Origin of the sequence: Castellaniella sp. (genome assembly GCF_036379515.1) — a bacterium.
Classification (GTDB): Bacteria; Pseudomonadota; Gammaproteobacteria; order Burkholderiales; family Burkholderiaceae_B; genus Castellaniella.
Genome location: NZ_DASVGN010000027.1, coordinates 46,001 through 69,788 on the forward strand (window position 1 = coordinate 46,001; position 23,788 = coordinate 69,788).

Annotated in this window: 22 protein-coding genes; 5 read left to right on the forward strand and 17 right to left on the reverse strand. The window is 61.2% G+C overall.

Features of this window, described 5'->3' with window-relative positions; translation table 11 throughout:
- Positions 1 to 4: 4 nt before the first annotated feature.
- Complete coding sequence (gene smc, locus VF285_RS08430; RefSeq protein ID WP_346952176.1) at positions 5 to 3,538, reverse strand: chromosome segregation protein SMC; 3,534 nt, start codon at positions 3,536 to 3,538, stop codon at positions 5 to 7.
- A 149-nt stretch (positions 3,539 to 3,687) separates the two neighbouring features.
- Here smc and lplT point away from each other — a divergent pair, with 149 nt between their 5' ends.
- The gene (gene lplT, locus VF285_RS08435; protein ID WP_346952177.1) at positions 3,688 to 4,992 is read left to right on the forward strand and encodes a lysophospholipid transporter LplT; all 1,305 of its coding nucleotides are present in this window, start codon (positions 3,688 to 3,690) and stop codon (positions 4,990 to 4,992) included.
- A 15-nt stretch (positions 4,993 to 5,007) separates the two neighbouring features.
- Here lplT and VF285_RS08440 read toward each other — a convergent pair whose 3' ends face one another.
- Both VF285_RS08440 and tsaB read right to left on the reverse strand, forming a co-directional pair.
- Entirely contained in the window at positions 5,008 to 5,835 is an 828-nt protein-coding gene (locus tag VF285_RS08440; RefSeq protein WP_346952178.1) for a uracil-DNA glycosylase, read from the reverse strand.
- A complete protein-coding gene (tsaB, locus tag VF285_RS08445; RefSeq protein WP_346952179.1) occupies positions 5,832 to 7,067 on the reverse strand; it encodes a tRNA (adenosine(37)-N6)-threonylcarbamoyltransferase complex dimerization subunit type 1 TsaB in 1,236 nt (411 codons plus the stop codon). Before tsaB ends, VF285_RS08440 begins: the two co-directional genes overlap by 4 nt.
- Before the next feature lie 143 nt (positions 7,068 to 7,210).
- Between tsaB and ompR the strand changes: the two genes are divergently transcribed.
- The 3 genes from ompR (at position 7,211) to VF285_RS08460 (ending at position 10,004) form a co-directional block, all read left to right on the forward strand.
- Positions 7,211 to 7,945: a two-component system response regulator OmpR gene (ompR, locus tag VF285_RS08450; protein ID WP_346952180.1), complete on the forward strand. Its 735-nt coding sequence runs from the start codon at positions 7,211 to 7,213 to the stop codon at positions 7,943 to 7,945.
- 44 nt (positions 7,946 to 7,989) lie between these two features.
- Positions 7,990 to 9,387 (forward strand): sensor histidine kinase, encoded by a 1,398-nt coding sequence (locus tag VF285_RS08455; RefSeq protein ID WP_346952181.1) that lies wholly within the window; start codon positions 7,990 to 7,992, stop codon positions 9,385 to 9,387.
- A gap of 68 nt (positions 9,388 to 9,455) precedes the next feature.
- Positions 9,456 to 10,004, forward strand: coding sequence for a peroxiredoxin (locus tag VF285_RS08460; protein ID WP_346952182.1), 549 nt, complete (start codon positions 9,456 to 9,458; stop codon positions 10,002 to 10,004).
- Positions 10,005 to 10,105: 101 nt separating this feature from the next.
- On the opposite strand, the gene VF285_RS08465 is transcribed toward VF285_RS08460, so the two are convergent.
- From VF285_RS08465 to VF285_RS08495, 7 genes are read right to left on the reverse strand one after another with little or no spacing between them, the layout of a single operon-like run.
- Positions 10,106 to 10,576, reverse strand: coding sequence for a MaoC family dehydratase (locus VF285_RS08465; protein ID WP_346952183.1), 471 nt, complete (start codon positions 10,574 to 10,576; stop codon positions 10,106 to 10,108).
- 16 nt (positions 10,577 to 10,592) lie between these two features.
- Positions 10,593 to 11,324: an amino acid ABC transporter ATP-binding protein gene (locus VF285_RS08470; RefSeq protein ID WP_346952184.1), complete on the reverse strand. Its 732-nt coding sequence runs from the start codon at positions 11,322 to 11,324 to the stop codon at positions 10,593 to 10,595.
- Positions 11,305 to 11,961: an amino acid ABC transporter permease gene (locus VF285_RS08475; protein ID WP_346952185.1), complete on the reverse strand. Its 657-nt coding sequence runs from the start codon at positions 11,959 to 11,961 to the stop codon at positions 11,305 to 11,307. The genes VF285_RS08470 and VF285_RS08475 overlap by 20 nt, the downstream gene beginning before the upstream one ends.
- The gene (locus VF285_RS08480; RefSeq protein ID WP_346952186.1) at positions 11,958 to 12,674 is read right to left on the reverse strand and encodes an amino acid ABC transporter permease; all 717 of its coding nucleotides are present in this window, start codon (positions 12,672 to 12,674) and stop codon (positions 11,958 to 11,960) included. The genes VF285_RS08475 and VF285_RS08480 overlap by 4 nt, the downstream gene beginning before the upstream one ends.
- 27 nt (positions 12,675 to 12,701) lie before the next feature.
- The gene (locus tag VF285_RS08485) at positions 12,702 to 13,499 is read right to left on the reverse strand and encodes a transporter substrate-binding domain-containing protein (protein ID WP_346952187.1); all 798 of its coding nucleotides are present in this window, start codon (positions 13,497 to 13,499) and stop codon (positions 12,702 to 12,704) included.
- Positions 13,500 to 13,526: 27 nt separating this feature from the next.
- Positions 13,527 to 14,309 (reverse strand): 3-ketoacyl-ACP reductase, encoded by a 783-nt coding sequence (locus tag VF285_RS08490; RefSeq protein ID WP_346952188.1) that lies wholly within the window; start codon positions 14,307 to 14,309, stop codon positions 13,527 to 13,529.
- Entirely contained in the window at positions 14,302 to 15,531 is a 1,230-nt protein-coding gene (locus VF285_RS08495) for a CaiB/BaiF CoA-transferase family protein (RefSeq protein WP_346952189.1), read from the reverse strand. Before VF285_RS08495 ends, VF285_RS08490 begins: the two co-directional genes overlap by 8 nt.
- Before the next feature lie 186 nt (positions 15,532 to 15,717).
- Here VF285_RS08495 and VF285_RS08500 point away from each other — a divergent pair, with 186 nt between their 5' ends.
- Positions 15,718 to 16,818, forward strand: coding sequence for a LacI family DNA-binding transcriptional regulator (locus VF285_RS08500; RefSeq protein ID WP_346952190.1), 1,101 nt, complete (start codon positions 15,718 to 15,720; stop codon positions 16,816 to 16,818).
- A 74-nt stretch (positions 16,819 to 16,892) separates the two neighbouring features.
- On the opposite strand, the gene VF285_RS08505 is transcribed toward VF285_RS08500, so the two are convergent.
- From VF285_RS08505 to ispD, 7 genes are all read right to left on the reverse strand, one after another.
- Positions 16,893 to 17,681 carry an enoyl-CoA hydratase-related protein gene (locus tag VF285_RS08505; RefSeq protein WP_346952191.1) on the reverse strand — a complete coding sequence of 263 codons (789 nt, stop codon included), beginning with the start codon at positions 17,679 to 17,681 and terminating at the stop codon, positions 16,893 to 16,895.
- 20 nt (positions 17,682 to 17,701) lie between these two features.
- Positions 17,702 to 18,664 carry a dihydrodipicolinate synthase family protein gene (locus VF285_RS08510; protein WP_346952192.1) on the reverse strand — a complete coding sequence of 321 codons (963 nt, stop codon included), beginning with the start codon at positions 18,662 to 18,664 and terminating at the stop codon, positions 17,702 to 17,704.
- 99 nt (positions 18,665 to 18,763) lie between these two features.
- Complete coding sequence (locus tag VF285_RS08515; RefSeq protein ID WP_346952193.1) at positions 18,764 to 20,254, reverse strand: mannitol dehydrogenase family protein; 1,491 nt, start codon at positions 20,252 to 20,254, stop codon at positions 18,764 to 18,766.
- On the reverse strand, positions 20,251 to 21,468 hold the full coding sequence (uxuA, locus tag VF285_RS08520; protein WP_346952194.1) for a mannonate dehydratase: 1,218 nt from the start codon (positions 21,466 to 21,468) through the stop codon (positions 20,251 to 20,253). The genes VF285_RS08515 and uxuA overlap by 4 nt, the downstream gene beginning before the upstream one ends.
- Complete coding sequence (locus VF285_RS08525) at positions 21,465 to 22,379, reverse strand: NAD(P)-dependent oxidoreductase (protein ID WP_346952348.1); 915 nt, start codon at positions 22,377 to 22,379, stop codon at positions 21,465 to 21,467. The genes uxuA and VF285_RS08525 overlap by 4 nt, the downstream gene beginning before the upstream one ends.
- Before the next feature lie 126 nt (positions 22,380 to 22,505).
- Entirely contained in the window at positions 22,506 to 23,003 is a 498-nt protein-coding gene (ispF, locus tag VF285_RS08530; protein ID WP_346952195.1) for a 2-C-methyl-D-erythritol 2,4-cyclodiphosphate synthase, read from the reverse strand.
- The gene (ispD, locus tag VF285_RS08535; RefSeq protein ID WP_346952196.1) at positions 23,000 to 23,725 is read right to left on the reverse strand and encodes a 2-C-methyl-D-erythritol 4-phosphate cytidylyltransferase; all 726 of its coding nucleotides are present in this window, start codon (positions 23,723 to 23,725) and stop codon (positions 23,000 to 23,002) included. Before ispD ends, ispF begins: the two co-directional genes overlap by 4 nt.
- Between the last annotated feature and the right edge of the window lie 63 nt (positions 23,726 to 23,788).

Consider the following 23,788-nt stretch of genomic DNA (forward strand, 5'->3'; position numbering starts at 1 on the left):
TCGTTCAAGCGTCCGCTGCGGCCAGCTGCAAGGCGGCGTCCATATCGACGGCCACGATCCGTGATACGCCCTGCTCCTGCATGGTCACGCCCACCAGCTGGCGCGCGATCTGCATCGCAATTTTATTGTGAGAAATGAACAAAAACTGTGTCTGATCGCTCATACTCTTGACCAAATTTGCATAACGCTCGGTATTGGCATCATCCAGCGGTGCGTCGACTTCGTCCAGCAGGCAGAAAGGCGCCGGATTGAGCTTGAACAAGGCAAACACCAGCGCCGTGGCCGTCAGCGCCTTTTCACCCCCCGACAGCAACTGGATCGTGCTGTTGCGCTTGCCGGGCGGCTGAGCCATGACCTGCACCCCTGCATCCAGAATTTCATCGCCTGTCATGGTAAGCCGCGCCTCGCCGCCCCCGAAGAGTTGTGGAAACAGCTCGCCGAAATGCTGGTTCACGGTCTCGAACGTTTGCGACAGCAGTTCGCGGGTCTCGCGATCAATCTTGCGTATGGCATTTTCCAGCGTTTCGATGGCGGCCAACAAATCGGCACGTTGAGCGTCCAGGAAGCCCTTGCGCTCACTGGCAGCCGACAGCTCATCGAGCGCCGCAAGGTTGACCGCACCAAGAGACTCGATACGCCGCGCCACACGCTGGACTTCCGACTGAAGCCAATCCAGTCGCTGCCAGGAATCCGGCTGCTGCGCCATTTCGCGCCGCAAGGCTGCACGATCCACCTGCCGGGCGTCCAGCTGCTCGGCGAACTGCTCTACCGACAGGCGCGAAGCCTGCTCCTTGAGCTGCAGATCGGTGATGCGAGCACGCAAGGGATCGAGTTCACGCTCGATCACCATGCGGCCCTCATCCGACTCCCGTAGGCCCTGAGCCTGCGCATCCTGGGTTACGCGCGCTTCCCGCAACGCGTCTTCGCAGGCCACGCGAGCCGCGAGGGCATCCTGCAGCCCCGCCTGCGCGGCAGTCTCATCGAGTTCGAACAGCTCGCCCTGAAGAGACTCGAGCTCGACGCCAGAACGCCGTGACTGTTCGTCAGCCAGCCTCAAGGTGCGGTGCAGCTCCTCCAGACGCGTCTGCAGCAGACGGACCGCGTAATCCGCCTCCTGGACGGCCCGTTCACGATCCCGGCCTTGCTGACGAGCCTGTTCTGCCTGCGCCGCCAGCGCCTCGATCTGCTGGTCGCGATCCGCAACCTGCTGCTGCTGAACCGCCAAAGTCTCATCCAGCACTTCGAACCGGGCCTCGGACTCGTCCCGCCGTGCGGCCACAGCTTGCTGCTGCGCCTGCAATTCTTCCAGATCGCGGGCAATGCGACGCGCCTGTTCGTCAGACTGTGCATGCTGCTGGCGCAGGTGGCTCAGCTGCAACTCCGCCTCATGGTGGGTTCGCATCAACTCGCCGATTCGCTGGCGCGCGGGCTGCAACTCTTGCGTCAAGGCCCGGCAATCGGCTTCGGCCTGCGCATGCGCATCCACGGCCTGATCGACGATGAGCTGCGCAGCCTTCAGTTCACGCCCCAGATTATCAATCTGCTGCTGGCGTGCCAGTTGACCTGCCTGCTCGCCCTCTGCCGCATAGAAGCGCACGCTGTCTGAGTCGACCCGGTGCCCAGCCGCCACGACCCAGAACGCCCCTGCCGGCAGCTCGGCGCGCCGCGCCAAGGCAACGCCCAAGTCATCGGCAACGTACACACCACTGAGCCAGCCCTGCAGCAGGGGTAACAGGCCGGACTCCCTGGCCTGCACGAAATCCAGCAACGGACGCGCACCTGGGGGCGCTTGGGGACCCGCGGGAGCCTGCAAAGGGGCCTGATAAAAAGCCAGGCGTGCCGGCGGCGCATCCTGGGCAAACGCGCGCACGTGATCCAGCGTACGCAACCCCAACGCATTCATGCGCTCGTGCAGCACCGCCTCAAGCGCGGTTTCCCAGCCCGGGTCCACCTGCAGCAACCGCCACAATCGAGCCAGGCTTTCCAACCCCTGACGCTGCAGCCAGGGCAGCAATGCGTCTTCAGACTGAATTTTTTCCTGCAGCGCCGAGAGCGCCTGCCGCCTCGCATCCAGCCGCTCCAGATCAGCCCGGGCAGCCTGGCTCAGCTGCAAGGCCTGGGCCCGTTGCTCTTCAAGCCCCGGCTGGCGATCTTCCAGGTCCAGCAAGCGCGCCTGAGCCTCTTCGAGGCGTGCGCCTGCGACCTCACAGGTCTCTTGCAGCCGCACAAGCGCCTCTGCATCAGGGGCACCCAGCGCGGCGCGCTCGGCCTGCAGGCGCCCGGCGCGATCGTCCAACTGGCGCCACTGGCCATCGGCCTCACGCTGTGCCTGCGCAAGCAGCGCCAGATCTTGTTCGGTGCGCGCCAGCACGCGGCGTTCGTCCTCACGCTGCGTGGCCAGGTCTCGCAGTCGGGCATCCAATGCCGGCAAGGAATCCTGCGCCGCCGCAAGGCCTTCGGACAAGGTCTCCGCGCTTGCTTGCGCTTCTTCGATCTGCGCTTCTACGTCTTCAATCGACGCCTGGCTGTGGGCCTGTTGATCGCCCCATTCCTGGATCTGCGTCTGCAACTGCGCTCGCCGGGCCTGCAGACGCTGGCGGCCTTCGACCACGTGATGAATTTCAGCCTCCAGGCGGCTGACCTGTGCGCCGGCCTCGAAGAGGCGTGCCTGAGCCTGATGCACCTGTTCGCTGGCGTCAAAGTGCGCGGCGCGTCGGGTCTCGAGGTCGGACTCCAGAGCCCGTAGCCGCGCGATGGCGGCCTCGAGTGCAGCTTGTGCCTGTTCTGTTTCGACGGCCAGCGATTGCCGGCTCTCGCGCGCTGCCTGCTCACGCAGCAGCCACAGCGCGTTTTGCTTGAGTTCACCCTCGGATTGCAGCGCCCGGTAGGTGGCCGCGACCTCGGCCTGGGATTCCAGCTTTTCGAGTTGCGTGGACAACTCGCGCAGAATGTCATCGAGCCGCGTCAGGTTCTCGCGCGTGTCGCCCAACCGATTCTCGGTTTCGCGGCGGCGTTCTTTATAGCGGGATACGCCGGCTGCTTCTTCGAGATACACCCGCAGTTCCTCGGGCCGTGCCTCGATCAGGCGATTGATCATGCCCTGACCAATGATGGCGTACCCGCGCGTCCCCAGCCCGGTCCCTAGAAAAATATCATGGACGTCACGACGACGTACGGCCTGATTGTTGATGCTGTAGCTGCTGGCGCCATCACGCGTGAGCACGCGGCGCACGGCGATTTCAGCGTAGGTGGACCACTGGCCCGAGGCGCGCCCTTCGGCGTTGTCGAAGACCAGTTCGACGGATGCCCGCGCGGCCGCCTTGCGTTGGCCAGAGCCATTGAAAATCACATCCTGCATCGACGCACCGCGCAGCTCGGACGCCCGGCTTTCGCCCAGTACCCAGCGCACGGCATCGATAATGTTGGATTTTCCGCAGCCGTTGGGCCCCACCACCCCCACCAGTTCACTGGGCGTAGGAATCACGGTCGGATCCACGAAAGACTTGAATCCGGCAAGTTTGATCTGCGTGAGGCGCACGGGTCAGTTAGTGTCTCGTATGACGAGCGTATGATAACGCACCAAGCTGGCGCGCCATTCTGCAACGGGGCACGAGCCGCTATACTGCAACTCTTCATTACCGTCCGCGCACGATGCGGTCAGGCAGTCTAACACCTCGGGGTTCTCGCTTGAACAAGGGCTTCTACATGGTTATGGCCGCGCAGGCTCTGTCCTCCGTCGCGGACAATGCCCTGCTCATCGCCGCCATTGGGCTCATCGCCGATCTGAGCGGGCCCGACTGGATGGCCCCCATGATGAAATGGTGGTTCGCGCTGGCCTACGTGGTGCTGGCCGCCTTTGTCGGTGCCTTTGCAGATTCATTCCCCAAGGGCCGGGTCATGTTCGCTACCAACGCACTCAAAACCGTGGGTTGCGTCATGATGTACAGCTATGGAACCTTTGGCCTGAGCCACATCCACCAGCTCATGCTCATCTTCGTGGCCTATACCGTCGTCGGGGTGGGCGCCGCCGCCTACTCGCCGGCCAAATACGGCATCGTCACCGAAATGCTGCCGCCAGACCTCCTGGTCAAAGGCAATAGCTGGATCGAAGGGCTGACCGTCCTGTCCGTCATCGTGGGTACGGTGCTGGGCGGGTTGCTCATCAGTCCGGGCGTTTCGACCTGGCTCATGTCCATCCAGTGGGTAGACACGCTGGCCGACAACAGCGCACAAAGCGCCATTCTGATGATAGGTCTGGTCTATATCGCCGCCGCCATCTGCAACCTGCTCATCCCCGACACACACGCGTTCTACCCGCGCCAGCAAACCCGCCCCATGGCGCTGGTGCGCAACTTCGGGCGCCATGTGCGCATCCTGTGGTCCGACAAGATCGGGCAGATCTCACTGGCCGTCACCACCTTGTTCTGGGGTGCCGGTGCCACACTGCAGTTCATCGTGATCGAATGGGGGGCACAGCACCTGGGGTATCGCCTGGATCAGGCCTCGATCCTCATGGGCGTTGCGGCCTTCGGCACGGTCATCGGTGCCGTTGCGGCGGGGCGTGTGCCGCTGCGCCGTGCGCTCTCGGTACTGCCCGTCGGGGTGCTCATGGGCTTGGTGGTATTGCTGATGCCGCTGATATACAACCCCTGGGCCGTCTACCTGCTGCTTCTCATCATCGGCGGTCTGTCGGGGTTCTTCGTGGTCCCCATGAACGCCATGCTGCAGCACCGGGGCCACGTGCTGCTGTCGGCGGGTCATTCCATAGCCGTCCAGAACTTCAACGAACAGCTCAACATCCTGCTCATGCTGGCAGCCTACAGCCTCATGCTCTGGCTGGGTCTGCCAATCAACGGCATCATCGCGCTCTTTGGCATTCTCGTGGCCTGTCTGATGCTGGCCTTCATGCGCTGGAACAAGCTCAACCACCTGGCCAATCCCGAACTGAGCAAGCTCATCGGTCAGACCAGCCACGGAACAGCCCTGAAGTAATCAGCCCGCAGGGGCTCAGCCTGCCGCCACAACGGCCTGACTCAGTGCCACCAGGTCGCGCCAGGCCTGCAACTTGTCGGCAGAACGCACCAGCAAGGACGCTGGATGATGGGTGACCCAAACCGGAATGTCGCTGCCATCGGGGCCGTGCCAGACCTGATGCTGACCCCTCAAGGCATCCAGGCCCTCGGTGGATTGCAGGACGGCCTGTGCCGCCACTCCGCCCAAAGCCAGAATCCACCGTGGCCTTACCTGCGCGATCTCCTGTTGCAGATAGGGCAGGCAGGCGGCCACTTCTTCAGGCGAGGGGGCTCGCCCCCCCGGCAGCCGGCACTTCACCAAGTTGGTGAGGTAGGCCTGATCGACCTGCGGCAGAAACACCGAGCCCAGCATGGCGCGCAGCAGCTTCCCGGGACTGCCCTGAAAAGGCCGTCCCACCGCTTCATCTTCGATGCCGGGCTGTTCACCCACGATGAAATACCGGGGGCGGTCCCATTGACCCACGCCTGGAACGGCCAGCCCTCGGGGCCCACCCGCCACAGGCTGCAAGCACGTTTGCACGGCCTGCGCCAGCGCCTGAGCCCCTTCAACCACTGAAGGGGTAGAGGACGGCACCGGCGGCGGCGACATGGGCTCATTCGGTGCACGCCGTCCGCCCTCCTCCCTGGAAGGACGTGCCGGCGCGCGTTCTGCGACGGGTACGGCCGCAGGCGTCTGAAGCACGCGGGCAGCCTTTTCAGGGGATGCCGCAGTCGGTTTTGCGACGGCCAGCCAATGCGTGTCCACCCCTAGTTCATCCAACCAGGCCCGCTGTAACGGTGAGACCAGATGCCGCGGTTTCATGACGCGGCTTCCGGCAGGGTGAGCGTCATCAGCCAGGCGTCTTCGCGCTTGCCCTGGCCCGCCGGGTAATAGCCTCGGCGCAAACCCACTTGGTGAAATTCGTGCTGGTGATAGAAGGCAATGGCCTGCGCATTGCTTTGACGCACTTCAAGCGTCAGGGCCGGCAGGCCCTGTTGACGGCAATGCTCAATGCAGTGCTTCAGCAATACGGCACCCACCCCCTGGCGCTGCGCATCGGGTCGCACCCCAATCACCAGCAAATGTGCCATGTCGGGTGTATCCAGCACCAGCGCAAAGCCTTGCATGCCCCCCATGCGACGTACTACCCAGCCACGTTGCCCACTGGCCAGGCCATCGGCAAAATTTTGACGCGTCCAGGGAAAAGCCTGAACCTGTCGCTCGATGGACGCGACCTCGTCCAGATCCGTGAGCGACATCTCATGCACCGTGCGCGATTGCGCATCGACTGCCGGATTCCCGCCCAGGCCCGTAGACCGTTCAACCGTGGTGTAGGCCACCTTGTCGCGCACGTACGCCGGTGCGGCATACTGCGCATCCAGCCCCTGCCCCGCCTGCCACGCGCGCGCCGCCAGTCGGGCAATGACGCTGGCCTGGGCCGATGCCTCTGCGGTCGGCGGCAGGACGCCGCCCAGCGCCTGGAGTGCGTCGGCCAGCCCCTCGAAGCGCAGGACCGCATCACCGTGTACCTGCCAGCCTCCACCTGCCTGCATACCCCAGCCTGCAGACTCTTGCGCGACCCAGCGGACAACATCGGCGCGCGCCAGCAAGGCGGGCGCCTGAAGCGTGATCCAATCGTCGTCGGTGGCCCGATACACCGCCGCATAGACCTCGTTCATGCGAGCATCCTGCAGCACCACATGAATACCGGCAGCGTGCATCCCGGCCGCTTGCACCGCAACGGCACATAAAGAGTCGACAGGCACTACCGGGATTCCCAGCGCCACGGCCGTTCCCTGGGCAACGCCGCAAGCCACCCGCAGGCCGGTGAACCCTCCCGGCCCCTGGCCAAAGGCCACCGCAGTGAGATTGTTCGCCGCCAGACCGGCATCGTCCAGCAGCTCCTGCGCCATGGGCAGGATGTGCTCGGCATGCTCGCTTTGCCCCGAATGCTGGGCAGCACGCAGGCGCAGATGTTCCCCAACACGGCTGAGCAGCGCCACGCTGCACAAAGTGCTTGATGATTCGAATGCAAGAATGTGAAAATCGTCCATGGCAGGAACATTTTAACCATGCAGGTACAGTGCGCAGAGAGGGCCATGACGGAACCATCTCGCGCCAGATTCATCCAATGTTTTTATGTAATTTCTTGTGATAAGCACTAGTACCCTCCCCTCGTCCCTGTTACATTTTCCGCATGAATACTCAAAACCAGACTCTCACCCGCAAAATTCTGATCGTCGACGACGATCCCAGGCTGCGTGATCTCTTACGCCGGTACCTGACAGAACAGGGTTTCAACGTGTACGTCGCCGAAGACGCCAAAGAAATGGCAAAGCTCTGGCAACGCGAACACTTTGACCTGCTGGTGCTCGACCTGATGCTGCCCGGCGAAGACGGCCTCTCCATCTGCCGCCGCCTACGGGGCAACCACGACAACACCCCCATCATCATGCTCACCGCCAAGGCCGAAGAAATCGACCGCATCGTGGGCCTGGAAATGGGTGCCGACGACTACCTGACCAAACCGTTCAACCCGCGCGAACTGCTGGCGCGGGTCAACGCCATCCTGCGTCGTCGCGGCGCCGACGAACACCCCGGGGCCCCCAGCCAGGAAAACGAATCCATCGAATTCGGCCCGTACGTGCTGAACCTGTCGACCCGCACGCTCACGCGCAACAGCGAATCGGTACCCATCACCACGGGCGAATTCTCCGTCCTGAAAGTCTTCGCCCGCCATCCCAAGGTGCCGTTGTCACGCGACAAACTCATGGAACTTGCCCGGGGGCGCGAATACGAAGCCTTTGACCGCAGCCTCGATGTCCAGATCTCGCGGTTGCGTAAACTCATCGAACCCAATCCTTCCAAGCCTGTCTTCATCCAGACGGTCTGGGGCCTGGGCTACGTTTTTGTCCCCGACGGCGGACAATAACCCTCTCTAGACAACTCGCCTGGGCATCCAGGCGGGTGGTTTCCATGACGCCTACCAAACGATCGGGGCGCAACCTCTTCCCCAGGCTGCGACTCGGCCTGTTCAGTCGGTCGTTCCTGCTGATCGGCTTCCTGATGCTGGTCAGCCTGGGCGCCTGGCTGCAGATCGCGTTCAATATCGAAGAAGGCCCGCGTGCCTCGCAGATGGCCCAACGCGTCGCCTCGACGGTGAGCATCACCCGCTCGGCACTGGTGTATGCGCCGCCACAGGTCCGACCGGCACTGCTGCTGGATCTGGCCACCAAAGAAAGCCTGCGCGTCCAGCCACGCGCCACGACCGATGTCATGGAACCGCTGCCGGATACGGCGTACTGGGATCACGTCTCTGCAGAGATCCGCAACCAGCTCGGCAAACAGACCGTCATGATGTGGTCCGTGAACCAGGTACCAGGCATCTGGATCAGTTTTCACATCGACAACGATCAATATTGGCTCGTGTTCGATCGCGACCAATTGCGCCTGACCACCGGCCGCGAGTGGCTGGGATGGATCAGCGCGACGCTGCTGCTGGCACTGCTGGGTGCGGCCATCAGCGTACGCTTCATCAACCAGCCACTGGCCCGTCTCGCCAAAGTCACGCAGCAACTGGCACGCGGCGAGACGCCCACCCCGCTTTCTGAAAAAGGCCCTACCGAGATTCGCGACCTGAACACTGCATTCAACCGCATGGCGCGCGATCTGCGCCAGAATGAGGCGGACCGCGAACTCATGCTGGCGGGAATCTCGCACGATCTGCGCACGCCGCTCGCGCGCATGCGGCTCGAGATCGAGATGAGCCACATGACGGACGAAGCCCGGCAGGCCATCGACGAAGACCTGGCTCAAATCAATCACAGTATTGGTCAGCTCATGGAATACGCACGACCCGCCGGACAGGTTCCCGAAGCCGGCATCGACGTCTCGCGCGTGCTGCAAGACCTGTTCGAACGCGAGCGCAGTCATACCGAATCCCTGGGAGGCGAGCTCAAGTCGGACATTGCCACAGGCTTGCAGGCCCGCATCAGCGCCAACGATCTCAAGCGCATTGTCAGCAATCTGATCGAAAACGCCCGTCGCTATGGCCGCAGCCCCAGCGATGATAGAGCCCACATCTCGCTATCCGCCTATCAGGTGGGCAACCTGCTGCGCATCGACGTCCAGGATCGAGGCGTGGGCATTCCTCATGGCGATATCCAGCGGCTGCTGCGCCCTTTCGCGCGTGGCGAGACGGCGCGTACCGGGGTGAGCGGGGCTGGGCTGGGGTTGGCCATCGTCGAGCGCCTGCTGGGTCAGGTGGGTGGCAAGTTCGAACTCATCTCCACCCCGTCGCAAGGCCTGGTGGCCCGCATCGAGATCCCGAAGATCAAGGCACGTGCGGCAGACCGTCCTGCCGCCACGACATGAAGACGGTGCGCCTGGTGGCGTAGAATGGGGTGGTGGGCCCGGTTGGCCCACGTCACCAAGGAGCCCCGATGAAGACCATAGGCGACAAGCTCGAGGCCTTCCGCGTCACCGGCGTCAAGCCGGGATTCAACGAGCACGAGGAAAACGGCGTCTCAGCCTTCGAAGACATTACAGAATCGTCCTTCCCCGGCAAATGGAAGGTGATCTACTTTTATCCAAAAGATTTTTCACGCATCTGCCCGACCGAAATCGTGGGATTCAATTCGCTGGTGGGTGAATTCGAAGAGCGCGACACCGTCCTCATGGGTGGATCGACCGACAACGAATACGTCAAACTCGCCTGGCGGCGCGACGACCCTCAACTGAGCCGGCTGAATCACTACCAGTTCAGCGATATCGCGGGTGCCTTGATCGACCAACTGGGTGTACGCGAACGCGCCACAGGCGTGGCCCTGCGCGCTACCTTCATCGTCGATCCCGACAACATCATCCAGCACGTGTCGGTCAACACCCTGAAGATCGGCCGCAGCCCGCACGAGACGCTGCGCATCCTCGATGGCCTGCTCACGGACGCACCGTGCGTCTGCAACCGCCCACTGGGCGGCGACACACTCTGATCGGCCCGACCGGGGCACCCGCCATACCGCACGGTCAACGAGTGGTTGCCACCCGCTGCACAGTGTTCCGCCAGCGCCCCTCGCGAGCCATCCGGGGCCGGTCAGGCGTGCGTGCGATCATTCCGGACCCACTTCAGGACATGCGTTGCCACAGCGATCAGGCGATCGTCCTGGTTGTGTACCTGAATGTCGGCGGTGGAACGGGATCGCGCAGGATCGATCGCCGTCACCCGATAATCCACGGTGACGGTATCCCCGATCAGCGCAGCCCCCAGGAACCTGACATGATCGTACCCCAGCGAGACGGGGACCTCGGTGTCGCTCTCGAGTGCACACCGGGCGACGACCATACTCGAGGCGGTCGACATGAACCCCATGATCAGCACGCCATGCACGATGCGCTGTCCATAGAATGAATCTTTCATGTATTGCTGATTGGTGTGCACCGGAGCGAGATCGCCCGTGATGCCAGCAAACAGATAGACGTCGCTTTCGGCAACGGTCTTCGAGAAACGGACGCAATCGCCCACTTTCAAATAGAACGGCGGGTCCACATCCAGCGGCTCAGTCATGGAGTACCTTCTTGTGTCATTTCACATTGCGGCTGGTAAACGCCCTGAATTCTGGTGTCTGCGGATGAGCGAACATCGCCTCGGGTTCACCGGTTTCCCAGATCCTGCCCTCATTCATGAAGACAATCATGTTGGCCACTCGGCGCGCAAAATTCATCTCATGGGTGACCAGCAGCATGGTCATGCCGTCGCGAGCCAGTTGCTCAATGACGGCCAGCACTTCTTCTGTGAGTTCGGGGTCCAGCGCAGAAGTGACTTCGTCGAAAAGCATCACCCGGGGTTCCATGGCCAGCGCGCGGGCAATGGCCACCCGCTGCTGTTGGCCCCCTGACAGCTTGTCGGGATAGGCATCAATCTTGTCCAGCAGGCCAATCCGATCCAGTACCTGTTCCGCCAATTGGCGATTTTTCGTCTTGTCCAGGCTCTTGACCAGATTGGGCGCCAGCATGATGTTTTCCGCCACCGACAGGTGCGGAAACAGGTTGTAGCTCTGGAAGACGATGCCGACGTCCTGACGCAAGGCGCGCAGGCGCTTGGGCTCGTAGTCCATCGTGTGGCCGGAGATCTCGATGCGACCGCTGTCGATGATCTCCAGGCCATTGAGACACCGAAGCAGCGTACTCTTGCCAGAACCGCTGCGCCCGAGCAGCGCCACCACCTGGCCGGTCTCCACGTTCAGGGAAACGCCCTTCAGGACCTCATTATCGTCAAACCTTTTGTGGACGTTCTCAACCGTCACGATAGACACGGAATTTCTCCTCGAGATGCCGACTGGCACGCGACATTGGATAGCAGATGGCCAGGTAGATCAGCGCTGCGGTGATAAACACCCGGAACGGCTCAAACGTGATGTTGTTCATCAGTTGGGCCGCGCGCGTGAGTTCGATCACACTCACGATCGATACGATGGAAGTGTTCTTGACCAACTGCACCAGGAAACCGACCGTAGGGGGCAACGCGATCTTCACGGACTGCGGCAAAATGACATAGCGATACTGCTGCACGCGGGTCAGCGCCAGCGAGGCCGACGCCTCCCATTGCTGGCGATGCACCGACTGAATGGCACCGCGCCAGATGTCTCCCAGGTAAGCACTGGTGTAGATGGAAAGCGCCACGGATGCCGCCACGATCGGTGGCAGATCGAAGCCCGCCTGAGCCAGCCCGTAATACGACAGGAACAGCACCATCAAAACCGGGATGCCCTGGATGATGCCGATGTAGGCCCGCGCGCATTCCCGAGCCACGAAGTTCGAAGAAACCCGGGCGATCGAAACCAGCAGTGCGAGCACCCCACCCAGCAGCGCCGCGGCAATCGTGAGCACAACCGTCCAGCCCGCTGACTCAAGCAGAAACAGAAACTCCTGCCATCCGAAGGGTCGTATCATGGCCGGACTCCTGTTCCTGCCCCGCGGGGGCCGGAGGACTTGCGACGTGGAGCACGCTGAGCAAAAAGAAAATGCCCCACACCAGTCAGGACTACCTTCAAGATCAGTGCCAGTGCCAAATACATCAGTGAAGCCACGATGTAGACCTCGAAGCTCCGGAAAGTCTGCGACTGCACCACAGCCGCCTCGCCGCTGAGCTCTTGAACCGAGATGAACGAGCAGACGCTGGAGGCGAGCATGGTCAGGATGAATTGGCTTACCAGTGAGGGCCAGACGTTCGCGACGGCAGGCTTGAGCATGACGTGTACGAACACCTGCCAGCGCGTGAGAGACAGCGACAGACCCGCTTCGATCTGCGAACGGTGGACGGACTCTACGCCAGCGCGAAAAATCTCGGCGCTGTAAGCCCCCAGATTGATGGTAAGCGCCAGCAAACCTGCAACGTCGGCAGGGATCAGGATTCCCAATACGGGAAGCCCGAAGAAAAGGATATAGAGCTGGACCAGAAAGGGTGTGTTGCGGATCGTCTCGACGTAGAGATCCGCAACCGCACGAAATCTCTTGTGCACCAAACTGCGTGCCGTGGCAACCGCCAGCCCCAGGAGGCCACCCAGGAAAATGGCTGCAAATGACAGCTTGATGGTCAGCCAGAAAGCCTGGATCAGTGCAGGAGACTGATCCAGGACCGGAGCAAATTGCAGTTCAAACGCCATGTAGGTATCTAAGGACGATGAAAGGAATCAGAATACCGGCATGTCTTTCGGCATCGGGTGGCCAGTCCACTTGATCGCCAGTGCGTCGAGCTCGCCATTACCCTTGATGTAGGCAAGAGTAGTGTTGAGCCATTGATGCAGCTCAAAAGCATCCTTGCGCACGGCAATCGACTGGAAGTCGTTGTGGAACGAGAATTCGACCTTGATGTCGGCGTTCGGCCTGGATTTCAAAATCTCCTGATAAATGGTCTGAGGAATGGCAGCCGCCTGAACCTGCCCCGAAATAAGAGCCTGGGTGGCCGTGAGGTCATCATCGAAGCGTGACAGCTCGGTGCCCTTGGGTGCCGCCCTCATCAGGGAAGCCTCTTGAGGAGTCCCGCGAGCCACAGCGACTTTCTTGCCCACGAGATCGTTCATCGTTTTGAATGTATCCGCCTTGTGCGCCACGATGACGAGCGGAAAGACGTTATAGGACATGGTGAACATGACCACCTTGGCCCTCGCAGGTGTCGCACCGAGAGTCGCAATCATCATGTCGACTTTGCCCGCTTCAAGCGCAGGAATACGAGCCGCCGTCGTGTACGTCGTGATTTCTGCCGGCACACCCAGATAATGAGCAATCAGATTCGCGAGATCCACGTCCAACCCCTGTGCCTTGCCATGTGAGTCGACAAAGCTGAAGGGCGGCGCGCCGCTGTTCACGCCGATCAGGACCTTGCCGCGATTGACAATGTCATTGATGGTCTGCGCATTGGACGCCGCACTCATGACCAGCATCATGCCAGCCAGAACCGCACCCAGGAAGGTGCCTTTCAGTAGTTTCATATCTCCTCCAACATTGAAGTGAAGCAACTACAACCGCGGGATCAACAGCCCCCCGTCTATATCGACCGCAATCCCGGTAGCAAATGGGATGCGGCCAGACACCAGTGACGCTACCGCCACGCCAACGTCCGCGGGTTCACCCCAGCGCCGGACTGGCGAAATACCCTGCTCGATCTGAGCGCCATACTTCTCGCGGACTTCGGCCGTCATGTCGGTACGGATCAACCCGGGGCGGATCTCGTACACCGAGATCCCCGCTTGAGCGAGGCGCACCGCAAACAGCTTGGCCGTCATCGACAGGCCGCTCTTTGAAACGCAGTACTCGCCTTTTTCAGGCGAAACCAAGGCTGCGTTGGATGAAGAAACAATGACAATGGAACGCCCAGAGGCAGGACCACCGTCAGCGATCATGCGACGCGCGGCTTGCTGTGTGAGGAAGAAGGTCCCCCGCAGATTCACTGCAATGCTTTCGTCAAACCGTTCGGGAGTCACATCGAGCAAATCACCGCGATTACGCACCTGAATGCCAGCGTTATTGACCAGGGCGTCCAGACGGCCGAACCGGCGGTAGGCCGCGTCAACCAGGGCAGCATGCCCCTGAAGATCGGAAATGTCCCCGGCATGCGGCTCAACCTTCGAACCCAGCTCCCGAAGCTCCACCAGCGTTCGAGCAAAAGCTTCATCCTCAACCCGGTCATTGAGCACCAGATCAAAGCCAGCTTGGGCCAGCTGATGACAGATGGATCGTCCGATTCCGCGACGGCCACCCGTCACGATGGCGACCCTGCGCATTGCACTCGAGTCAGCCATGAACAGTCTCCGCCGCAGTTGATGCTTCGCCCATCAGGACCGAGTCTGGTGGCGCCGCCAGAACGATCCTGCGATCAACGAGGTCTTCTATCTCAGAGGCCGCCAGACCGATCTCCTGCAGGACTTGGCGCGTATCAGACCCGGGCTGCAGGGAAATGCGGCGCACCGGCAAAGTTTTGCCTTCGTAGCGTACGGGATTGTTGATCAGGGTGACCTCCCGGTTACCCACCGTTATTTTCCGGTAAACCTGATTGTGCAGGACCTGAGGATCAGTCCTGAGATCCTCATAATCCTGTACGGGGGCGTACCAAAGCGCGAGCTGGTCGAAACGGCCGGCAAGCTCTGCATAGGAGTACCAGGCGACGGCCTGGGTGACGGCTTCGGCATAGGCATCGCGAGCATCGTAGCGGTCGGCCTCGACCAATTCCAGGAGTTTGGAGCTGCCCAACGCCTCCGCCAACTTGGTGGGATCGTTGAGGCCTATTGCCACGAACCTGGCATCCTTGGTTTCGTACACGCCATACGGGGCCTCGTGAAACCAGGTCGCCAGGTTGCGATGCCGGCGATAACGGTCGCGTCGTGCATCCGAGTTGTGATAGGCCACCAACGCTTCGACCTGCAAGTCGAGTCCCGCATTGAGCAGGCTGGATTCCACTCGAGACCCTTCGCCGGTAGCGAGCTTCTTCACATAGGCCGCCAACACGGCCATGGCAAGCAAGGCGCCACCATGCTGATCAACGATCGCGGCGCCCGCGACCTTCGGGGCGACAAAGCGTTCTCCAGTGCCAGCTGCAAGGCCGCAACGCGCTTGAATGAGCAAATCTTGCCCCGGACTGTCGCGCAGCGGCCCGGATGAACCAAACCCGGTGGCCGACGCATAGATAAGCCCCGGATTGATGGACTTCAAGGCGTCGTAGCCGAGTCCCATGCGCTCCAGCACCCCGGGGCGGAAATTCTCGACCAGCGCATCGCTTCGAGCGGCGAGCCGTTTCATGATGTCACGCCCCTCGTCCGTCTTGAGATCGATGGCCAGGCTGCGTTTGTTTCGATTGGCCGACAGGTAAAAGGAGCTGACATCGCCGATGAAGGACTTGGCACCAGCCCAGTGACGCTCGTGAGCCCCCGTCAGGGGCTCGACCTTGATGACGTCCGCCCCCAGATCGGCAAGATACTGAGTGGCGGCCGGCCCTTGAAGGTAATGGCAAAGGCCGAGCACTTTCATCCCGTTTAGCATGCCACCTCTTCCCATTGATGAAATCGATACCATTAATTATCGAAGTCGAACCAATAGCTGTCAACTTAGGGTCTTACCTAGATCACCAGGAACAATGTAATCGTTCACATCAATGCTATAGTGGCGCCGAGGTACTCGCAGGCTTCTGCGGCAGAATCCGCTGCAATAGCCCTCATGCACACTATGCTCCAACACTCAAACCCCAAGAACACGACGAGCCGGGACGTCAAACTCAAAGACGTGGCCGCCGCTGCCGGCGTCTCGGTCACGACGGCCTCGCGCGCACTCTCGGACCCCAAGAAGGTACAGGCCGACACGCTGACGCGAATCATGGCAGCAGTCCGTCAACTGGGATACCTGCCCAACAGTGCCGCACGCGCCCTCCGATCAAGGCGCACGCGCCTCATCGGTGCAGTGCTTCCAACTCTCAACTACGCCATCTACAGCTTGCAGATCAAGGCTCTGCAAAATACGCTCAACCAGCACGGATACTCACTGGTGGTGACGGCATCCGGCTATTCGAGCCTGGAGGAAATGCACCAGGCTCGCACCCTGATCGAGCGTGGCGTCGAAGGGCTGGTCCTGATTGGCAGTGCACATCACCCGGACCTCAATACTCTGCTGGAGAATCAAGAGATCCCCTCAGTGGACACCTACGTCTACGGTGCACATAGCAGAGGCCCCTGTGTCGGGTTCAACAACGCAAAAGTCTCCGCCAAGGCGATTGGTTATCTGATCGACCTCGGGCATCGGCACATCGCAATGGTCGCTGGCGTCACACGCGACAACGATCGTGCCGGAGGGCGCGTACAAGGCGTCAAGGCTGAGCTTGCGGCACATGGCCTTTCTTTGCCACCCCAGCACCTGATTGAGAAACCCTACACCATTGCCGCAGGGCGCGAAGCCCTCCGGGCTCTGCTCACTACACAGCCGCGCCCCACCGCCGTCTTCTGCGCTTCGGATGTGCTCGCCTTCGGTGTGCTCATCGAATGCAGTCATCAAGGCATCGACGTGCCGAAGCACCTTTCAGTCATAGGATTCGATAATCTGGAGTTCTGCGCTCACCTGCCGCCTGGGATGACCACCATCAACGTCCCTGCCGAAGCCATGGGAGAAGGTGCTGCCCGTTACCTCATCGCCAAGCTCTCAGGAAGCGCCGTGGAACCACAGGTCGAACTGGAGGCCAACCTGATCATCAGAGGAACGACTGCGCCACCAGCGAACCAGACATCTGCGGTGCCTCTGCTCAACGCAGACGACGGGTCTTCTGTGTGATGAGCCGAAGCTCCACAAGACGGTGACGAGCCCACACCACAGGCCGACGCTCTGAACGCCATCATTCGCTTCTGTTACTCACCCACATAGTGCGGCAAGCGCTTTTCAAGAAATGCCTGCATGCCTTCAGCGAGATCCCGAGTCTTGAAGGCGTCAACGACCCGGTCGCGTTCAAACGCCAAGCCCGTCGACAACGGGACTTCGTAGGCAGCCAACACAGCCTTCTTGGCAAGCTGCACTGAGAGCGTCGCGTGAGCGGCGATCTGGACAGCGATCTCAACCGCACGCGCAAAAACATCCGGATCGGGCACGACTTCTGACACCAAGCCCGCCTCACAGGCGCGCCGCGCGGAGACAGACTGCCCCGTGAGAATCATCTGCATGGCAAGCGACTTGCCCACGGCACGGGGCAACCGCTGAGTGCCCCCATCACCTGGCAACACCCCAATGTTGATCTCGCCCTGCGAGAATGCCGCATGCTCGCCCGCGATGATAATGTCGCAAAGCATCGCCAATTCGCAACCGCCGCCAATAGCTGGCCCATTGACCGCAGCAATGATCGGCTTGGGAAAATTCTGGATATCGCGCCAACGTGCGAGGCGCTCGGGGTCGACATACCAGTCGACCCCTCGCGATACCATCCCCGAAATATCGGCGCCCGCGGAGAAGATTCGATCTGAGCCCGCAAGCACCACACAACGGACGGCATTGTCAGAAGCCGCGGCCCGGAGCTGTCCGCACAGGTGGACAACCAGATCCTTGCTGAGTGAATTCGCCTTCCGGGGCCTATTCAGCCGCAGCGCCAGCACGCCTTCGGCAGGCGTGGAGATCATCACGAGATCAAGTTCATCCGCAGTAGGCATACGCGAGCACCGAGGAGCCTTCAGGTGTTTCGATAAACGGTATCTGACGTCAGACCGGCCTTCCCAAGCCAGTGGGACAACCGCGCCCGCTCGGCATCATCAATCGCTTTCAGGGGCGGCCGAACGAGGGCGTTCGGCAGGCGCCCGCACAGGACCAGTGCCGTTTTCATGCGCGCTTGCCAGTCAATGTAGGGTTTGGCGTAAAAGGCCTGAACAGCAGCGTAGACGCGTTCACCCACTTGTGCTGCCTTTGGCATATCGCCCTTCTGGTAAGCATCGAACAGAGCCACTTGCAGGTCAGCGATTACACTGCCCGCCCCTGAAATGATTCCGCGAGCTCCCATGGCCAATGACCCCATCAACCAAGACGAATGAGTGGTCATGACATTGACTGGTCGCGCAAGCGCGTGCAAGGTACGAATCTGCATTTCGTGCAGCGCGGGGTCGGAGCACAAATCCTTGATGGCAACAATGGTTGGAACCGTTTCGCAGGCCTTGACCAGCGTATCCATGGACAGCTGAAGGCCAGTCCACTTGGGGAATTGAAACAGGACAATCGGCAGATCGGTGGCGTCACCCAGTGCCTTGTAGTAATCGACGAAGACCTCGGGACGGTCTTCACCGCGAAACATGAGAACGGCAGGGGGAAAGGCCAGCAAGCAGGATGCACCCCCCGCTTTGGCCATGCGTGCAATGCGCTGCGCCTGAAGGGTGCTTTCGGTGTAAACACCGCAAATGACGGGAAGCTTGTCGCCCACCTGATCCACAGTGATCTCAAGCGCCCGCTGCTGCTCTTCAAAACTAAGCGTGTGAATCTCTGCAGAATGACCGTTGATTGTCAGCGCGGTCACCCCTGACACACTGGCAAGATCGTCCAGGTGTCGGCGATAAGAGGCCTCGTCAATGGATAGATCCTGGTTGAATGGCAGAAGCACTGCAGGAACGACGCCCTGCGGCACATAGCCCGGTAGGGAACTTTTCACTATTGCCTCCAGAGGGAGCTTATCTGATAGTAGATGGTTTTTTATGGTATCGATTTCATTCGCACCTGTCAATGCGGACGGACGACACCCACCACAGGATCAGGACATCGATAATGCAGCGGCCATCCCGCCGCTGAGCATGACACGCAAGGAATCCACCACCAGGCTGCGCCACACCGACGCATCACGGAGCTCCGACGGAAACACCCCCGGCAAGGCCATCAACGCTGCCGCAATCCCTCGGGCATCATCAGAAGAGCCCTGCAGCACCACCCTGATCTCATTCTCACGAGGATCCCGCAACAGATAGCGCCGACCCTGTTCGGTCACACCGAGGCAATACCGCATCCAGGCGGCCACAGCAAAGGCAAACGGGCGAAGATCTTGCCCACCAATCAGGCAATCCCGCGCCGGGTCCAGAATGCGTTGAGGCAGCTTCTCGGTCCCGTCCATGGCAATCTGATAGGTCTCATGGGCAATAGCCGGATTCGCGAAACGTTGTCGTAGCGCCGCTGCATAATCTGCAAAATCGACGCCAGCCACAGGCTGCAAGGTCTCTGCCGCGCGACACATATAGGTGCTCACCATACGTGACAGCGCTTCATCACGCATTGCATCGCGGACGTAGACATGGCCAGCCACATGCCCCGCATAGGCCAATAGCGAATGAGCGCCATTGAGCACCCGCAGCTTCATCCGCTCATACGGATTCACATCGCTCACCATGAGGGCGCCCGCGTCTTCCCAGGCGGGACGTCCCTGCGGAAAGTTGTCTTCGATCACCCACATGCTGAAGGGCTCCGTCTCGACAGCAGCCTGGTCTTCACACCCCACCAGGGACGCTGCATCCGCTCGCGTCTGCTCTGTCATAGCGGGTGTGATACGGTCGACCATGGTGGACGGAAACGCAACGTTCGCACCGATCCAGGCCTCCAGACCGGGTTCCACGCGACCAGCGAAATCCAGGACTCCCGCCCGCAGCAAGTGGCCATTGGAAGGAAGATTGTCGCAGCACAGGACTGTGAACGGCGCAAGTCCGCGCCTGCGTCGTTCTCCCAAGGCCCAGACCAACATCCCGAGCACACCCGCTGGCTCTGCAGGATGTGCGAGATCATGCGCGACAGCCGGGTGATCGGGTAATACGGCACCGCTCGAGCGCCCGAGACCATAGGCCTTTTCTGTAACCGTCAAGGTCACGACCTTTACCCCTGGCCGAATCAGCGCTCCACGTGCCAATTGCGGTTGCTGCGCAGCCGCTGTCACATGGGCAATGCTGCCAATCACGCGCCCCTGCGCCTGACTGCCGTCACGTACCAGCAAGGTATAGAGGCCATCCTGCGGGTTCAAGGACGCTGCTACTGCTGAGCCTCGAAGACTGATCCCCGCAATCCTCCAGTCACCACCGTGGCGAGCCAGCGTGTCGTCGACATAAACCGCCTGATGGGCTCGATGGAAGGCGCCAACGCCCAGGTGGACAATGCCGACGCCATGCGCAGCCGGATCATAGCCCGGCAGCGCGAGCCCGCTGGACATCGACGGGTCCTGCCTCGCGCGCTCCAGCCAGGCCGCATTCAAGCGGTGGGAATTCATGCCGCCAGCTTCACATCCGAATGCTCCAGCGCCGTGACAATGCCCCTGAGCTCAGCAAGCCCACGCAGCCGACCAATCGCCGGATAACCGGGTTGTGCCTTGCGCTTGAGGTCGTCGAGAAGGTCCAACCCATGATCCGGCCGAAAGGGAATCGAAACATCGCGGCGCCCTGCCGCACGGCGCCGGCGCTCTTCTTGAACAGCCGCGAGCACAAGCGCCACCATGTCCGTGTCTCCGCCCAAATGATCGGCCTCGTGAAAGGACCCGAACACTGCGGCCGTTTCTCGATGGACGTTGCGCAGATGCAGGAAGTGGACGCGGTCACCCAAGCGGCGCATCATGCCGGGCAAATCGTTGTCCGCACGAGCCCCCAGCGACCCAGAACACAGCGTGATTCCATTGGCTGGCACGTCGACCGCGCTCATCAACGCCGCATAGTCGGACTCTGTGGACATGATGCGCGGCAGGCCCAGCAACGGATACGGAGGATCATCCGGGTGGCAGCACAGCCGCAGGCCGAGGCCTTGGGCAACCGGAGCAACTTCTTCCAGAAAGTCATAAAAATGCCGACGCAGCTGACCGGCGTCGATCTGCCGGTACTCCGCAAGATGCGCCCGCACATCACCTAGTGTCAGGTGTTCGACCGAACCTGGCAGCCCGTAGGCCACATTGGTGGCAAGTTGCTGACGCCGTGCGTCGTCCATCGTCTCGAAGCGCGCGGCCGCCGCTCGAACCAGATCATCCGGGAACGACTCGGCAGCACCCGGGCGCTGCAGAATATGGATATCGAAAGCTGCAAAATCGACGAAGTCAAAACGCATGCCGCTGCCGCCATGAGGCAGACGCCAGCTCAGATCTGTGCGGGTCCAGTCCAGCACCGGCATGAAGTTGTAGCAGATAACCTCAATGCCGCTCTGCGCCAGATGGTGCAGGCTCAGCTTGTAGTTCTCGAGATGCGAGCGCCACTGCCCGCACTGCTTCTTGATGTCTTCAGATACCGGCAGACTCTCGACCACTTCCCAGGCCAAGCCGGACGGTGACCCGTCATTCATCCGCGCAATCTGCGTCTTGCGTTTCGCGATCTCGGCCAGCGACCACACCTCACCGGCTGGAATGTGATGCAACGCCGACACGACCCCTTGCACACCGGCCTGCAACATATCGTCGACACTGACGGTATCGTGCGGGCCAAACCAGCGCCAAGTCTGCCTCATGTTCGATGCTCCTTGGATTTTTTCCCAAGCGACTCGGCAGCAAAGATCCCTGCCATCCTGCTGATCATTTCATCACCATGTCCGAGAAGCGTGGCCATGTTGAAAGCGTTGTACGCAGAGCCGCTCAACAGGTCGACCATGTCGGCACCCTCGATCATCCGGCGATAACACCCCAGATCCTTGCGCGCGTTGCGTACAGAGAACTGCATGCCGGTTTCATCACCTTGCAGCAAATGTGACACGATCATCCCGAACGCCGCGCTGTTCGCACCGCCATGGGAGACCACCTCGTGAAGCTTCGCCAGGTCGACCCCAGCAGCTCGGGCCGCATTGACCGCTTCAGCAGCAAGCACCGCATGCCCCAGGGACAGCAGATTGTTGATCAGCTTGAGCTTGAGCGCACTGCCCAGGGCCCCAATTTCAAACACGTTTTCGCAAAATGCGGAGACGACCGGTCGTACTTGAGCGACCACGTCGGCATCACCGGAAAGGAGGATATTCAGGCGGCCCTCTTCGGCCTCTCGCGGCGTACGCGCCAGGGGAGCATCAACGAGGCGGATGCCACGCGTTGCGAGCCGTGCCCCCAGCCTGAGTGTTGTAGCCGGGTCGCCCGTCGACATGTCGACCACGACCAACCCCGAACGGCCGTTCGCCAGAATGCCGTTATCGCCTTCTACCAGCGATTCCACTACCACGGATGATGTCACGCACAGAAAGAGCATGTCCACTTTCGCTGCGATCTCGCCCGCATCAGAGGCCTCGGTGGCGCCGCGACCAAGGAGGTCGTCCACCGGGACTCGATTACTATGCGCCATTGTGACCAACGGATAACCAGCCTTGAGAAGATTCTTCGCTGCGCCATGTCCCATCAGTCCGGCACCAATAAGCCCGAGAGTAAGTTTCTTCGTCATTTGCAAGACCACCGTCCGTGAATTTTCGTGTGGATAGTGTACCGACTAAAACAAGCCGAGCAACTTCCAGCACGTGTCAGTCAACACCCTGAAGATCGGCCGCAACCCGCACGAGACGCTGCACGGTCAACGGGTGGTTGCCGCCAGCAACACAATCGCGTCGGCAGCAATGCCTTCGCCGCGTCCTAACGCCCCCAGCCCTTCGGCTGTTTTGGCCTTGATGTTCACCGCCGAGATCTCTACCTGCAGGTCCTGAGCCACACAAGCAGCCATCGCAGCCGCATGAGGAGCTATTTTGGGCGCCTGCGCGTGGATGGTGGCATCGACGTTCACCACCTGCCAGCCCGCCACCTGGGCGAGCCGAAAGGCCTCACGCAAGAAAAGACGGCTGTCGGCCCCCGCCCAGCGGGGATCACGATCTGAAAAATGCCGGCCGATATCACCTAGCCCAGCTGCACCCAGCACTGCATCGGTGACGGCATGCAGCAGCACGTCGGCATCGGAATGCCCCACCAGCCCGCGCGCGTATGGAATTTGTACGCCACCGATGATGAGCGGCCGGCCTTCGGTCAGCCTGTGCACGTCATGGCCCTGGCCCACCCGAAACGGAAATGAACTCGTCATGCACGTCCTCCAGCCATCCAGTGTTCAAACCAGACAAAATCGTCAGGCCAGGTGAGTTTGATGTTTTCGCGGGCCCCTCGCACCAGCAAAGGCGATGGGCCGGATGCGCCGGCCAGTTCCACTGCCGAAGCCTCGTCGGTGACACGGGAGTCCCCTTGCGTCGCCTGCAGGGCCTCCAACAGTTCACGGGCACGGAACATCTGTGGAGTCTGGGCCAACCACAGGGAATCACGCGCTTGCGTGCCATCGATCGCAATCAGATCCGAAGCTGCAGCGTCCGCTCTCTGTGCCCGCTTGACGGTATCGGAAACCGGCAAAGCCAGAATGCCACCGCGCGCCTGTTGCAAACAGGTATCGATCAAACGCGCCAACGCATCAGTGGGCAAGCCCGGGCGGGCGGCATCGTGAACCAGCACCCAGGCATCCGATGGCAGATCGACCTCGGACAAGGCATTGCGCACCGTGTCTGCGCGGGTGACACCCCCACAGCGGCATACGCACACATGCGCCAGGCCGGCCAAGGCGTCGTCCACCCAGTGGTCGTGCGCGGCTACCGCAACCCGGACCTGCTGCACGCGCGCATCCTGCAGCAAGGCGCTCACCGCCCACCGCAGCATGGGTTGCCCACCCAGCAGACGATATTGCTTGGGCACGCCTTGTGCGGTTGCCGCACGCGCCCCCACGCCTGCCGCCGGCACAATGGCAAACAAGGAAGAACTCATGGTTGAGGATTGTAGACGAGCCCGCTACGCAGGAGCGCATGACCCGGCGTCAGACACAGGCCG